Origin of the sequence: Hellea balneolensis DSM 19091, from assembly GCF_000428525.1 — a bacterium.
In the GTDB taxonomy this organism is placed as follows: Bacteria; Pseudomonadota; Alphaproteobacteria; order Caulobacterales; family Maricaulaceae; genus Hellea; species Hellea balneolensis.
In genome coordinates this window covers 883545-898014 of the sequence record NZ_AUAC01000002.1, presented here as the reverse complement: position 1 = coordinate 898014, position 14470 = coordinate 883545, and the positions used below count along the sequence as shown (strand labels likewise).

The following is a 14470-nucleotide window of genomic DNA, read 5'->3' as shown; positions in this document are numbered from 1 at the left end:
TTACTGTTGGGCAACAGTTATTCATGTCACGTTCATAAAAAACTATTATCTCGTTGTGTCGTGATTTGCTTGGGGGTAAATCATTGGAAATCATTTTGTGGGATGATTTATTACATCAACATTGCGCCCCGTTGATGTGGTAAGGCCCGGTGTCATTCGTGACATCGGGTTTTCTTTTTCTGGGCTTATTCGTTACCTTTCCATGCGCTTTTTGCGGCTGCCCATCATGTGGCAGCTCAGAGTTTACTCACCAAACTCATCCTGCCCGAAGGGCTTGCGGATTGGGTTGGTGGGCGGCAATCCGCCACTAAAAAGTGGACGTCCGCGGGGGGGCATGCACTGAGGCACACCTGGGAAACTAATAAACACAGGGATGACCCCCGCGGCGGTGTTTTTATCTGCGCGTAAAACGCCCGCAGAGACCCGGCCTTTTCGTGCTCGTTTAGCACGCCGCCTTGGCCACACCGTCTCGCAGGGCAGTAAGTAACGTCTTACCTGTCCAATGTGTCTTTTGGTGAAACAAAAAACACAAACCCCGCGAAAACATATTTCAGATCAAGCCATAAGGCTCCTTTTGTCAAAAACATCAGGGCCTATCCCTGACCTGTGTAAACCCAAGCCAACGTCTCGGCCCGCATTTACAAGATTGAATATAGGGGCAGGTGAGGGGACCAAGGATACGATTGTTTGGGAGTGCAGTACGAGCGGAGATTTTTGGGTGATTTAGCGAGGATTTGGAATGTTGCAAGGTGACGGAGGGCGAACGGAAAGCCTCTATTTGCCTATAAGGCACTTCACTGTTACCCCTAGAGCTATGCGCGAAGTCGAATGGAAATCCCGAAAACACGTCTCGACCCTGCGGCGCAATCTAACGACGGCTGAAGCCAAACTTTGGCAAGATTTACGCAGTCGCCGCTTGCAAGGCTATAAATTCAGACGCCAACACCCTATAGAAGACTATGTCGCTGACTTCGTTTGCCTCAGCGTAAAGCTCGTCATTGAAATTGACGGAGCCACCCACAGCACCAATGAAGAACTAGCTTATGATGCACAGCGCACAGAAGTGTTGGAGGGTTTAGGATGGCGAGTCATAAGGTTCACAAATGATGAAGTTTACGGTGATGTGGACGGCGTCATTGAAGCCATATGGGACGCGTTAAAGAACCAAGTTTAAGAAACGCACTCGCTCGCCCCACTCACGGGGGAGCTGTCACGCAGTGACTGAGGGGGGAGCGCATCACACCAAACCCATTGATTTTTGCTCCTTCCAGAAATAACGGCTTAAGCGGGCAAAGGTATTCTATCAAAGGTCGCCACCTGCCGCTCCCCCCATCCCCCACTGCGTGGGTACTTCCCCCGTAAACGGGGGAAGGAGGCATCCCTAATTTGAAACTTGGTCGTCCTGTCCCAGCGTTTTAGGGAAACGCTTTCCTAACCAGCAGCATCTAACCCTTCACTCCACTCACCTTTACTCGCGAGGCCATTCATCTTCGCTCTATGGTTAAACGCCGCTTGGGCCGCATCATAATTCTCTGCTTTGCCTTTCCAGGCGAAGAGGGCGCTTTGTTGTAGGGCGCGGCCGTAGGAGTAGGTGAGTTTCCATGGGAAGCCGCCGATTTTATTCATCATGTCGAGGTTGCGGGTGGCTTCTTCATTGTCTTGGCCGCCTGATAGGAAGGCTATGCCTGGCACGGCGGCGGGGACGGTATCTTTGAGGACTTTAATGGTGCGCTCGGCGATTTCTTCGCGAGAGGGCTGGAGCGTGCATTTTTTACCCGCGACAACCATATTGGGTTTTAGGATTGTGCCTTCAAGTTTGACACCTTGCTCGTAAAGCTCGGTAAAGAGGGAGTTGAGCACATTCTCTGTGACTTCGTGACATCGCGCGACATTGTGATGGCCGCCCATCAGGACTTCAGGCTCAACAATGGGTACGATGCCCGCTTCTTGGCAGAGCGCCGCGTAACGTCCGAGCGCATGGGTGTTGGCTTTGATGCCGCCAATGGTCGGGGTCATGCCGACATATTGATCAGGGTGAGAGATTTCGATGACAGCGCGCCATTTCGCAAAGCGTGCGCCGAGCTCGTAATACTCTTTAAGGCGGTCTCGCAGACCATCTAGGCCTTCGGTGATGGTCTCGCCGGGGCGCCCCGCAAGCGGTTTTGCGCCTGTATCGACTTTGATGCCGGGGATCGCGCCGCTATCTTGGATCAGCTTGACCAGTGATGTGCCGTCCGCCGCGTCTTGGCGGATGGTCTCGTCAAAGAGAATAACGCCCGAGATGTGGTTTTCCATAGCGGGCTGTGTACGAAAGAGCATTTCGCGCCAATCGCGGCGCTTTTCAAAGGTGCTTTCCGTGCCAATAGAGTCGAACCGCTTGCCAATTGTTCCGGTGGACTCATCCGCTGCGAGGATGCCCTTGCCGGGCTCGACCATTTTAACGGCAATGTCGTTGAGGGCTTGAATATCCATGACTGTTCCTACTTCTGCTTCTTCTTTAAAATCTCGACACCAGGCAATGGCTTGCCTTCCATCCATTCGAGGAAAGCGCCGCCCGCTGTGCTAATGAATGTGAAATCATCAGCCGCGCCCGCATGTTTCAGGGCCGCGACCGTATCACCGCCGCCCGCCACAGAGACAAGCTTACCTTTTTTCGTCAGCTTAGCCGCATATTTGGCCGCCTCGACAGTGGAGGTATCAAAGGGGGTGAGTTCAAATGCCCCTAATGGCCCGTTCCAGATGAGGGTCTTGGCAGCGTCCATCGCGTCCATGAGCTCTTCTACACTGGCGCTGCCGCAATCTAATATCATCTCTTTGGCTTTGACATCATCCAGTCCGCATTGACGGTGGTCAGCATTGGCTTTGAAGTCTTTGGCAACCACAACATCGGTGGGCAGGATGATTTTGCACTTTTCCTTTTTAGCATTTTTCATAATCTCAAGCGCTGTGTCTTTGAAATCAGTTTCACAAAGAGAGGCGCCGACCTTGTGGCCCTGCGCATAGAGAAATGTATTGGCCATGCCGCCGCCAATGGCGAGGATGTCGAGCTTGGAGACGAGGTTTTTCAGTAGGTCAATCTTGGTTGAGACTTTCGCCCCGCCGACGACGCCCATGACAGGGGATTTCGGGTTAATGAGGGCTTGAGAAATATGATCGAGCTCGCGCTCCATGGCGAGGCCTGCAAAAGAGGGGAGGATCTCTCCGATAACGGCGGAAGACGCGTGATTGCGGTGCGCCGCTGAGAATGCGTCTTGGATGAAAATATCGCCAAGCGCGGCAAACTCTTGGGCGAGCTCTTTATCGCCTTCGGTTTCGCCTTTGTGAAAGCGGGTGTTTTCCATCAGCATGACGCCGCCAGGCTCCAACACAGTCACCACTTGAGTGTTTAAGTTTGGGCTGAACATAACTTCACTGTCCAAGGCCTCGGCTAGAGCCGGTACGATGAAGCGCAGCGACAGGGCCTCATCCGGCTTACCTTTGGGGCGTCCGAAATGTGACAGGAGAATGGTCTTTGCGCCAGACTTTTGTAGATGCTTGATCGTCGGCAAAGCTGCTTGTAAGCGCGTGTCATCAGAGATGGAACCGTCTTTGTTGCGCGGCACGTTAAAGTCCACACGGACAATGACGGTCTTACCTTTGAGGCGGGTTCCTTTGAGGCGGTTAAAGTCCATTTATTTATCCTTTAGATGTTTGCCCATTTCGCGGGAGACATCGATCATACGGTTGGCAAAACCCCATTCATTATCATACCAGGCAATGACCTTAACCAGATGACCATCTAAGACTTTGGTTAGCGGGCTTGCAAAGGTCGCGGAGTTCGGGTCATGGTTCAAATCAGATGAAACGAGCGCGTTTTCACTATAACATATCACGCCTTTCATCTCGCCTTTTGCCGCCGCTTTCATGGCGGCGTTGAGGTCTTCGGCGGTTGTTTGCATTTCGGGTTGGAAGGCGAGGTCGATCATTGAGACATTGGCCGTTGGCACGCGTACGGCAGAGCCTGAAAGTTTCCCTTCAAGCTCTGGCAAGACAAGGCTGACGGCTTTGGCTGCCCCTGTGCTGGTGGGGATCATGTTAAGCCCCGCAGCGCGAGCGCGGTAAAGGTCTTTATGGGAATTATCGAGGATGCGTTGGTCTTGGGTATAGCTGTGAACGGTTGTCATAAAGCCCCTGCGAATACCGACGGCGTTCATGATGACTTTGGCAATCGGCGCGAGGCAATTGGTTGTGCAGGACGCGCAAGATACGACGATATCATCGGGGCCTAAATCTTTGTGGTTTACGCCGTAAACAATCGTCTTATCCACATTCTGTCCGGGGGCAGAGATCAAAACAGCTTTTGCACCCGCCTCAAGATGAGGCTGTACAGTTTCTTTAGAGCGGAAAATACCTGTACATTCCATGACGACATCAACATCTAAATCACCCCAGGCTATCTTGGATGGGTCGCGCTCATGAGTCATGCGAACCTTGCCGCGTCCATACTCTATCCAGCCATCACCTTCAGTAACTGTAACGCCAAACCGGCCGTGAACAGAATCGTAGCGCAATAAATGAGCGGACGTTGCGGCGGCTCCGGGCGAGTTAATCGCGACAAGCTCTACATCTTGAATGTCATATTCTGAGAGGGCGCGGGCAACGAGGCGGCCAATGCGGCCAAAGCCGTTAATGCCAATGCGAATAGCCATTCAAATGCTCCTGCTACAGCGTAGCTTTAGTCATGTTAATAAGCCCGCCCGCAATGGCGGAGGGGCTATTTCAAGTCAACAGATTATAGCTTGTTGAACCGCAATTATTGCGCCATTCTATGGGGATTAGGTAAAGATTCGGGAAACAAAATGAATGACAGCGCTGACATAAAAACGGCCGCTGACAGATTGCAGTCTGCATTGCAATCATTAGAGGGCGCGCTAACTCCACTGCTAGACAAAGTGAGTCGTTTGGAAGTCCAAGCGAAAGAGGTCGAGACAATGGGCGCGGACCGAACGGCCCTAGCGGCTAAGCTTGATGAGAGCAAAGCCAAAGAGGAAGCCTTTAGCGCGCGGGAGAAAGAGTTTAATGCTTTGGCCGATGAAACCACGCAAGAGCTTGATCGCGTTATAAGCCAAGTTCGTAATGCGTTAGGGGAGGCTTAGCCATGGCCAAAGTCAGTCTTAACATAAATGGCCGAAAATATGCTTTGGGCTGTGATGACGGAGAAGAAGAGCGCCTCATGCGCCTTGGTCAAAAACTGGATGACCGAGTCAATAATATGGCGAACCAATTCGGCCAAATCGGAGACCTGCGGCTTCTTGTTATGGCCGGAATTACGATGCTGGACGAGCTAGAGGATATGGATAAATCCGTCGATAATGAAGTTGATAAGCGTATCGGAAATTTGCGCAAAGAAACAACCGCCGCGACGCAATTGGCAGAACGTACAGAACTCAAAGCCGCTGATAGTCTCTTAGATGCTGCTATGCGCATCGAGCGCTTAGCAGAACGTTTATCGGATAAGGGATAGTCTAGGTGCTATCATTGCACTTCAAGGCGGCGGGATAGCAAACTTTATATGCTTGCTAATTGCTTGCGCAGCCCCCACATAAAACCAGACGGTTACTGCGGGTTTCGTGAGAGGCACTAATCCAGCGGACCTTAATTAACTCCTCGGGAGTTGGCTCTGTGCAGACCGTGGTCTGTTTAATTCCGACACCCACTTGAACCTTAGGTTCACGAGGATTCTTAAGCCTCCACGGACCAAGTGGGGCCGTCACTTTTGCTCCTTCTAGCTCATAAAATTTATGAATTCGCGCGTAGCCAAGCTTAGATCCGCATTCGAAATCCACACCAAATAGATGGGAAGCTTTTTTGGGTCATGCCAGTCTGGTAAAATTCGAATTAAACGCTGTGCTTCCAAATCTCTTTTGACAAGGTGATAAGGCAAGGCGCCTAAACCTAAGCCAGCGGCACAAAGCGCTCGGACAGACTGAGCTGAACTACCTTTAGCAATAACGGTTCCCCAAATATTTTCGCTTACCAATTTCTCTTTATGCAGCACCATATAATCAGGGACTAATGAGAAACTTACAAAGTCCCAATCAGAGACATCTTGAGGCGTTTGAGGTCTTGTTTTTTTGTTAGCATAGGAGGGCGCGCAAACAAGAATGCGTTCATCCTCTCCTATACGTTTGGATTTTAGATCTGAGTCTTTAAAATGCCCCATGCGTATAGCCACATCATGGCCTTCATTGATAAGGCTTTGTTGATGATCGGTTGACATTAAGTTCAATCGAATGCCCGTATGGTTTTTGACAAAGTCAGAAATTCTGTCGATAATCGGGTTTGTTGATAAGGTATCCGGCATTGCGACACGAAGTTCAGTAAGGTGGATGTTGGCTTGGCTTGCAAATTGTCCCAATCCGTCGTTAGCAGCGCTTATCATAGCCTTAGCCGCAGGATAAAAAGCTTTGCCATCTTGAGTGAGCCTTATTCTGCGCGTCGAGCGGTATAGTAGTGGCGCGCCAATTTGTTCCTCTAATTTTTTTACATGAAGACTGACAATAGCCGGGGAAATAGCCAATTTCTTAGCCGCGCCTCTGAAGGAACCTTCGTCAACAACAGCGGCAAAAATAGCCATTGATTTCAATTTATCTATCATGGAGTCTCGTTGTTTAATATTCTGAATAGTATTGTTAATTAAATGATATATATTTTATTCGTCTCCATCGCTAGTAGAATGTCAATTCAACAGAGGAGCTGAAGATGAACACAATTTTTAAATCCATTTTCTTAGCAGGGACTATGTCCGCCATCGCAGCATGCACAGCTATACCCGATACGAACCCCGATATATCTTCAAAAGAGGTGTCAATGACAACAAATACTGAAAAAGCTATTGCACTTCTCAATAGTTTTAATACTGGCGATCAAACACCAATTGCCTACATCAACCCAAACAAATATATTCAACATAATCTTGACGTTGCGGATGGATTGGCGGGGTTTGGTGCCATCATGCAAAACGCGCCGCCACAGGGTTTCAGCGCAAAAATACACAGGGCCTTTGCGGATGGGGATTATGTTGTGACTCATACCGAATATGATTTTTTCGGCCCCAAAGCAGGTTTTGATGTCTTCCGTTTTGAAAATGGTCTCATCGTAGAACATTGGGATAATTTGGCTGATATTACGCCGCCAAATCCAAGCGGTCACACCCAGTTTGATGGCCCCACAGTCATTACTGACCTTGAGAAGACTGATACGAATAAGAAGGTCGTTACAGACTTTATCAATAATGTCTTACTGGGCGGCCAAATGGATAAAATCACCAATTACATAAACCCAACACAATATATACAGCATAATTCCGCTGTTGCAGATGGCCTTGACGGTTTTGGGGCGGCGATGAAATATTTCGCGGATAATGGTCTGGTTATGCAATATGACACGCTTCACAAGGTCTTAGGCCAAGGAAACTTTGTTCTCTCAATGAGTGAAGGGAAGTTTGGCAAAGGTGACCATGTTGCATTTTATGACCTCTTTCGTCTCGAAGATGGCCTGATCGTTGAGCATTGGGACGTCATTCAACCCATCCCACCAAAATCTGATTGGAAAAATCAGAATGGTAAATTTTAAGACCTCATAATAAAATCAGGAGAGATAAATATGAAATCGATTAGTAAATTAACTATCATGAGCGTTGCAGCATTCGGGCTTATTGCCTGCGGGGCTTCAAGCTCTGACTCAGAGAGCTCGGCATCAGTCGTCAAAGCGGCGACTAGTTTGCCAGCAAATTATGCGCAAAGCCAAAAGACCTTAAAGATCGCACAATCATTCTTGGAGGCTGCAGGTTCAGGTGATATGGCGACAATGAGCAATTTGATGGCCGATGATTTTGTCTGGCATAATGAAGGGGACAGCTCAGTGCCTTGGATTGGAAACTGGGAAGGCAAAGAGACGGTTTTAAACAAATTTTTGCCTAGTTTTGGCGGCGGGTTGAAAACAACAAGTTGGACAACAGATTATAGTTTTTCGAATGGCGACCAAGCTGTTTTCATGGGTACAATGAGCGCTGTAGCCAATAACTCAGGTGTGAATACAGGAAAGTTCAGTTGGGCCGTTAGAGTCAATGTAGATGAAGGTAAGGTCAAAAGTTGGAATTGGTTTGAAGACAGCTTTGCAGTGTCTCAAGCCTATCACGGATCAAAGTAACATAATCCTTATCTTATTAGTTATTTTGTAAAGCTTCCTTTTGGAGGCTTTATTTTTGACAATTTCTCATTTTGCTTCGCCCTATATGCTTAGTCTTTTGTTATATCTAATGCAGAGCCATGTCTCTTTTCTTTTAGGCTCTATTGGAGGCTTCATGTAGCTAACTGTTGGAAATTATTATTTCCATTATGGAGCTTTGCGTGGCATCTGTCTTTTTGGGCACGTCGTTTTGAGGGGACATAACGTGAAAAAGCTGATTATAATTATTTTAGTAGGGTTTGTTATTTTGGCCGGAGCGCGGCAGCTTCTTCTCCCAAAAATGGTCGAGAGAGGCTATGAGAAGTTGACTCTCGAGAATGTAGGCGTGGACAGAGCGGCTGAGCTCGCCGACGGCCTCCATGTTTATATTTGCGGGGCGGGCTCGCCTTTGCCTGACCCCAAACGCAGCGGCCCTTGCATCGGTGTTCTGGCTGGAGATCAGGCATTCATTTTTGATACCGGTACGGGCGGGGCCCGAAATCTTGGGCCTATGGGCTTCCCAGTGGGGCGCATCGAGACCATATTCCTTACGCATTTACATTCAGATCATTTGGACGGATTAGGTGAAATGTTGTTGGGACGTTGGATCAATGGCGGCCGCTCTGAACCTACACCCGTGAGGGGGCCGCATGGAACAGCCAAAATTGTTGATGGCTTTAACATGGCCTATCAACTAGACAGCACTTACCGCACAGCGCATCACGGCGAGGTGATTGCAAACCCGTCAGGTTTTGGCGGCAAGGGCTCAGAGATAGAGATGACCGACGACAGCGTGACTGTTTTTGAACAAGGCGGCGTGAAAATAACGGCCTTTCGCGTCAGCCATGAGCCAGTTTCACCGGCTTTTGGATATCGCGTAGATTACAAAGATAGATCGATTTCGATTTCGGGTGATACCGCTTATGACCTCAATGTAGCTAAGGCTTCAGAAGGCGTTGATGTTTTGTTGCATGAGGCGTTGAACATGGAGATGGTAAAAACCTTGGAGAATAGCGCCAAGGCTAATGGCGCGGATCGTTTGGCACAAATTTTCAATGATATTCGAGATTATCACACTTCGCCTGTTGATGCCGCTAAGACTGCGAAAGCGGCGCAGGCTCAAGCGCTCGTACTTTATCACATCGTGCCTATGTTACCTAATGATGCTCTGATCCCCCTCTTCGTGAAGGGAGCTGATGCGCATTTTGACCGGAGAATTACCGTTAGTGAAGACGGGACAATTATTCGTCTTCCATCGGCTTCTGAAGATATTATTTACGAATACGGGCTTTGATAGTTTTCTTTATGAGCGTCCGCCGATCCAGCCTTCGCCGCTGAGAACTTCTTCATAATACTCAGGGTTTGCGATCATGCGTTCGGATTGATCAAAATAGATCTCTAAGTTTTTACGTTCAAATTCTGATTGAGGATTGTCTTTCACTGAGAGCCTCAAATTTTTGATCTGTTTTGTAAGAATTTCGCGGTGACCTTTCCTATTGGCCTCAGCGCTTAGTTCCGTGAGTATCGTCAGCATTTTAAGGGCTGCATTGCGGTCTGCCGCGATATAGGGTCGGCTTTGGTCACAAATAACGCTCACAAAGCGTTCAAACGAAACCGGATGGGCGATAACCCTTAAATCACCCTTTTCGTCTCTGCGGTAAGGAGAGGGGATTTTCACAAGCATCATGGTTTTCAAGGCACTATGAAACCAGTTGATACAATTGATTGCGGTGAAAGGATCATTGATGCCGGGCGACAGGGCGCGAACTAATATTTCAACGAGCTCGTCAGCAAGGAAGAGGATGTTTTGGTGGGCCGTGCGCTGCTGTCCCATTGCGAAGCTATTTCGGGGTGTTTCAAGGTTCTTGTTGGCCTCACCTGATTGGTTACCCTTTTTCAGCCAGATACGCATAAGGGCATTGCCCTTAATCGCGAAGTCTCCGGGACGATAATAAAGCCGCACAATGGCATCATTATCGTGGGCCCAATTTAGAATAGCCTCTTCATTGACGGCTTGTATGTAGCCTTCCGCTTTTGCATGCAGATCAAAGCTCTCATAGTTTTTAAAAAGCGATGAGTCTATTTCTGGGGCTGTTGTGTTTTCTTCATCACCAATATCGTCTGGAAACATCTTCTTTATATCGTTGCGGAGTTTGCGCCCAACCTTACCTGTGATATTTCCAACGTTGAGTGTTTCGGGAATGTGATGGATGAAATATATCATCACGCCGACACTGAACATTGTCATCAACATGGCCACTAAAAGTGATACATTCGGAACAAATTCCGAAACTGCGTTCTCAACGCCGTTTGAATCACCTGTTCGAGCCACTCGTAGGATCAACAAACAATAGACGAATGTCGAGGTAAAGGTACCAAGCGTTACTTGATTGGCACGGTCACGCATGAAGTTACCGATGAGGCGCGGCCCATATTGCCCGGCTGCAGACGTTACAGCGACCATTGTGATAGAAAATGTCACGGCGGCGACGGTCATCATTGATCCGGCAATGGTTGTGAGGATGGCCCGCGCGCCATCTGCCTTATTAGAATAAAACCAACCCAATTTTTCAGATATTTCGAATTCCAGCGTTTTGTCTATGTGGCTGGTTAGTACCGCCAGAAGAATAGCTCCCAGAGCCATTAATCCTGGAATGAAATAATAACTGCTTTGAAGATCATTCCAAAATTTGATGAGGCGCGCATTCATACCTATAGCTATGTCATCAACCGCCTAAAGGTTCCATCCTTTACAAGTTTAATTTAGGGCCGCACGATTTCAAACCAATATTCTGGGTCTTCTATGAGGTCGAAAAACGCTTTTATTTTCAGCGGATTTCCGCTCATTGTAACTGCGCCTTCTTTGCGTAATTCTGCCACCGATTTTTGTTTCAGGTTAAGCGCATCCAATCCTGAGCGGGTTATATTCAGCGTCGGAATATCGTCTTTGGTAGTATCCATGCGGTGATGCAGGGCGCCGCCTGATAGGAATAGATGCGCTTTCTGATCGGTGTCCGTGATTACAAAGTTCAGTTCCAAATCTTTCTTGGCGGCTTTCTTACCATCAATTTTTACTGCGAGTAAGTCGAAGTATAAGTTCATTGGAATTGATCTTATCATATCTGGGCTGGCCGTATTCGGGCGTGGCAAATCCATCACCCCTTGGGTCAATTCTTGAGCGCCTGTGAGATAAAAATTCCGCCAAGATCCAGACTCGGATTGATAAGCAAGCTGTCTATAGACTTGCGCTAATAAATTTCGGGCCGTTTCATTTTCGGGCTCGGCAAAGATAAGATGATTTAACGCTGTGGCCGCAAAGCGAAATTCACCCGCTTCGTAATCAGCCTCGGCTTTCTCAAGCAATGCCTTAGCGCCGCCCACATAGTCCACAAATTTCTTTGCTTCTTTTGTGGGGGGCAATGGATTAAGATTTGCGGGATTGCCGTCAAAATACCCAAAATAAAGTTGATACTGAGCTTTGGAGTTGTGACTTAGCGTCCCGTAATAACCACGATTTGCAAAACTTGAGGCAAGACTGTCCGGCAACTCAAGCCGTTCAGGAATTTCGTGCATGGTATAGCCCTCATTTGCCAATCGGACAGTTTGATCATGAATGTAGCGGTAAAGGTCGCGCTGCCCGATCCAAAGCTCGTTGACGTCTTCTTTGCCCCAGACCGGCCAGTGATGGCTGCCAAAGCTGACATCTGTTTTATCCGCATATTTTTGAATGGCTTGATCAATATAAACTGACCATACTTTGCCGTCCCGCACTTTGGCACCGCGCGGAGTGTAGAGATTATGAAGCGTATGATTGATAATTTCTGCCTGACAAAAGGCGCGTTGTTCGGGCATGTAAAACATAAATTCAGTCGGAGCTTCGGCCCCAAGCGTGAGCATGAACTCAATTGGAATGCCATCTACCTCAAAGCTCTCAAAATCCTGAGTAATTTCACGGGTAGGATAGAGAAGTCCAGGCTCTCCGCTTGATATGGCTTGGCCGAGCCCAACACCTACTTGGCCTTGGGGATTGCGCGGGAGAAGACCGCCAAACATATAGCTCGCGCGGCGGCTCATGGCGTTGCCTGCCAAGATATTCTCGCTGACTGTTTCTAGAACGAAGCCCTCTGGTGTAATGATCTCAAAATCTGCCGCTTCAATCTGCTCTTCAGTAAATAGACCGCGTATGCCGCCATAATGGTCAATGTGACTATGGGTGATAAGTACGGCGCTTACGGGTTTCTCGCCCAGTTCACGATCAACTAAGGCTTTAGCGCGAATAGCGGCTTCTTTACTTATGAGCGGATCGACGACAATCCAACCTGTGTCCCCTTGTATGAAGGTAATGTTGGACAGATCAAAGCTTCGAACTTGGTAGATGCCTTTACTGACCTCGAAGAGCCCATGTTTGGCCAGTAATTTACTCTGCCGCCAGAGACTTGGATTAACGGTATCAGGGGCCTTGCCTGTTATGAAGTCATACTGGGTCGGGTCATAGGCGGCAATGCCATCATCAAAGCTTGCAATAAAACCTCTTTCGGCTCGGTCAAAGTCGCGGCGGTCTGAAAAATCGAGTGCTTTGACAGAATTCTTATTTGCGGCAATCGTTGCGGGGTGAACCTTGGCTTTTAAGGCTTCATTTTGTTGCATTATGGAGTGCTGCGTAGCATCTAATTTTTTGGGTGCTTCGACAGCACAAGCGCTCAATAGAAGTGATACTCCAAATCCAAACACTAATTTTTTCATCATCATTACCCAACATTATAGTTTTAGATGGCATATCTTCCATAGGCTTCGACGTCGAGAAATTTGTTTCCCTTCTAACGCTTTGCGTGGCACTTAGGCGGCATGGATATCAAGACACAGAAAACTCGTGCGCGGCTTCAAGCCAAAAAGACGAGAGCCGCAGCTAATCATAGTTTTGGTCAAGTACAGATTTTGGAGCATGTACCCGCGGATATTTTCAAAGGGCATGTCATTGGCGGCTATTGGCCTTTGCCAGGGGAGTTGGATATTCGTCCGCTTTTAGAGGCGTGTTATGGACAGGGGCATAAGCTGGCCTTGCCCTGTACGCCGCGAAAAGGGAAGCCTCTGACATTTCGCGCGTGGTCGCCGTCAGATGTATTGAAAGCCGGGCCTTATGGGACACGGGAGCCTTTTCCCGAGAAACCCGAAATGCAGCCTTCGCTTGTTCTCGTACCGTTATTGGCCTTTACGAAGCACGGAGAACGACTTGGCTATGGCGGCGGGTTTTATGATCGTACATTGGCGCGGCTGAAAGAACATGGCGAGGTTTTTGCTTGCGGTATAGCTTATGCTGGGCAAGAAGCGGCGAGCCTGCCTGTAGATGAATATGATTATCTTCTCGACGGCATTTTGACTGACCAATATTTTAAGGCTATTAATTAGATGAGATTTGCTTTTTTTGGAGACGTTGTCGGACGAGCTGGACGGCAAGCGGCAGTCAAGCATTTGCCGCGCCTACGCTCTGATTTGAAACTGGATGCCGTTGTGATAAATGCAGAGAATGCTGCGGGTGGATTTGGTATCACGCGCGCCACGGCGGATGAACTCTTTGAGGCAGGCGCAGACGTGCTAACCCTCGGTAATCATAGTTTTGATAACCCGCAAGGTATTAGCGTGATAGAAAATGAACAGCGCCTCTTGCGTCCTTGTAACTACCCGCCCAACACAGCTACGGGGCGCGGGGCAGGGCTTTATGATATTGGCGGGTTTCAGCTCTTAGTCATTAATGTTCTAGGACGTGTCTTTATGGACGCGCTTGATGATCCCTTCCACGCCGTTGAACGGGAATTATCAGCCGCGCCTTTGGGCGACGTGGCCGATGCTGTCATAGTTGACATCCACGCTGAAGCGACGTCTGAGAAACAAGCTATGGGACATTTTTGCGATGGACGCGCCAGTCTGGTTGTAGGCACGCATCAACATGTTCCAACAGCTGATACGCGTATTCTTGTATCCGGCACAGCCTACCAAACAGATGCAGGCATGTGCGGCGATTATAATTCTGTTATCGGCATGGAAAAAGAAGAACCGCTTCACCGTTTCACAACGCGGATGCGAGGCGGCCGCTTTACCCCTGCATCGGGTGAGGGAACGCTTTGCGGAGTATTTGTAGAGACGGACAATAAAACAGGCCTTGCCGTTAGGGCTGAACCCATCCGAGTTGGCGGGAAAATGCTTTCGCCTCATGTCCCTCAACTCTAGGCACAGGCCCACTGCCAATTAAGGCCTTTTAATTTGA

14 protein-coding genes are annotated in these 14470 nt (G+C 48.6%); 8 read left to right on the top strand and 6 right to left on the bottom strand.

Annotated elements, in window-relative coordinates; genetic code table 11:
• The first annotated feature begins 739 nt into the window (after positions 1-739).
• Positions 740-1174: an endonuclease domain-containing protein gene (locus F569_RS0104445; RefSeq protein ID WP_233353589.1), complete on the top strand. Its 435-nt coding sequence runs from the start codon at positions 740-742 to the stop codon at positions 1172-1174.
• A 257-nt stretch (positions 1175-1431) separates the two neighbouring features.
• Here the strand turns inward: F569_RS0104445 and F569_RS0104440 are convergent, their stop codons facing one another.
• Genes F569_RS0104440 through gap form a run of 3 tightly spaced genes read right to left on the bottom strand, consistent with a single transcriptional unit; the run spans position 1432 to position 4688 of the window.
• Positions 1432-2472 carry a class I fructose-bisphosphate aldolase gene (locus tag F569_RS0104440; RefSeq protein WP_026941217.1) on the bottom strand — a complete coding sequence of 347 codons (1041 nt, stop codon included), beginning with the start codon at positions 2470-2472 and terminating at the stop codon, positions 1432-1434.
• A gap of 8 nt (positions 2473-2480) precedes the next feature.
• A complete protein-coding gene (locus tag F569_RS0104435; protein ID WP_026941216.1) occupies positions 2481-3671 on the bottom strand; it encodes a phosphoglycerate kinase in 1191 nt (396 codons plus the stop codon).
• Positions 3672-4688, bottom strand: coding sequence for a type I glyceraldehyde-3-phosphate dehydrogenase (gap, locus tag F569_RS0104430; RefSeq protein ID WP_026941215.1), 1017 nt, complete (start codon positions 4686-4688; stop codon positions 3672-3674).
• A 150-nt stretch (positions 4689-4838) separates the two neighbouring features.
• On the opposite strand from gap, the gene F569_RS18755 reads away from it, so the two are divergent.
• On the top strand, positions 4839-5135 hold the full coding sequence (locus F569_RS18755) for a DUF4164 family protein (RefSeq protein WP_051279288.1): 297 nt from the start codon (positions 4839-4841) through the stop codon (positions 5133-5135).
• Positions 5136-5137: 2 nt separating this feature from the next.
• Complete coding sequence (locus F569_RS0104415; protein ID WP_026941214.1) at positions 5138-5503, top strand: cell division protein ZapA; 366 nt, start codon at positions 5138-5140, stop codon at positions 5501-5503.
• 261 nt (positions 5504-5764) lie between these two features.
• Here F569_RS0104415 and F569_RS0104410 read toward each other — a convergent pair whose 3' ends face one another.
• Positions 5765-6637, bottom strand: a complete 873-nt coding sequence (locus F569_RS0104410; RefSeq protein ID WP_026941213.1) for a LysR family transcriptional regulator — start codon at positions 6635-6637, stop codon at positions 5765-5767.
• A gap of 104 nt (positions 6638-6741) precedes the next feature.
• Here F569_RS0104410 and F569_RS0104405 point away from each other — a divergent pair, with 104 nt between their 5' ends.
• The 3 genes from F569_RS0104405 to F569_RS0104395 all read left to right on the top strand — a co-directional run bounded on the left by F569_RS0104405 (position 6742) and on the right by F569_RS0104395 (position 9502).
• Positions 6742-7614: a nuclear transport factor 2 family protein gene (locus F569_RS0104405; RefSeq protein WP_026941212.1), complete on the top strand. Its 873-nt coding sequence runs from the start codon at positions 6742-6744 to the stop codon at positions 7612-7614.
• Between the two features lie 30 nt (positions 7615-7644).
• Complete coding sequence (locus F569_RS0104400; RefSeq protein ID WP_233353588.1) at positions 7645-8190, top strand: nuclear transport factor 2 family protein; 546 nt, start codon at positions 7645-7647, stop codon at positions 8188-8190.
• A gap of 244 nt (positions 8191-8434) precedes the next feature.
• Positions 8435-9502: an MBL fold metallo-hydrolase gene (locus tag F569_RS0104395; protein WP_026941210.1), complete on the top strand. Its 1068-nt coding sequence runs from the start codon at positions 8435-8437 to the stop codon at positions 9500-9502.
• 9 nt (positions 9503-9511) lie between these two features.
• On the opposite strand, the gene F569_RS16440 is transcribed toward F569_RS0104395, so the two are convergent.
• Together F569_RS16440 and F569_RS0104385 are read right to left on the bottom strand one after the other, a co-directional pair.
• Positions 9512-10918: a DUF2254 domain-containing protein gene (locus F569_RS16440; protein ID WP_051279286.1), complete on the bottom strand. Its 1407-nt coding sequence runs from the start codon at positions 10916-10918 to the stop codon at positions 9512-9514.
• A 53-nt stretch (positions 10919-10971) separates the two neighbouring features.
• Positions 10972-12957 carry an alkyl/aryl-sulfatase gene (locus tag F569_RS0104385; protein ID WP_026941209.1) on the bottom strand — a complete coding sequence of 662 codons (1986 nt, stop codon included), beginning with the start codon at positions 12955-12957 and terminating at the stop codon, positions 10972-10974.
• 96 nt (positions 12958-13053) lie between these two features.
• On the opposite strand from F569_RS0104385, the gene F569_RS16435 reads away from it, so the two are divergent.
• Together F569_RS16435 and F569_RS0104375 are read left to right on the top strand one after the other, a co-directional pair.
• The gene (locus tag F569_RS16435) at positions 13054-13614 is read left to right on the top strand and encodes a 5-formyltetrahydrofolate cyclo-ligase (RefSeq protein WP_084168770.1); all 561 of its coding nucleotides are present in this window, start codon (positions 13054-13056) and stop codon (positions 13612-13614) included.
• Positions 13615-14433 carry a TIGR00282 family metallophosphoesterase gene (locus tag F569_RS0104375; RefSeq protein ID WP_026941208.1) on the top strand — a complete coding sequence of 273 codons (819 nt, stop codon included), beginning with the start codon at positions 13615-13617 and terminating at the stop codon, positions 14431-14433.
• Positions 14434-14470 lie beyond the last annotated feature (37 nt).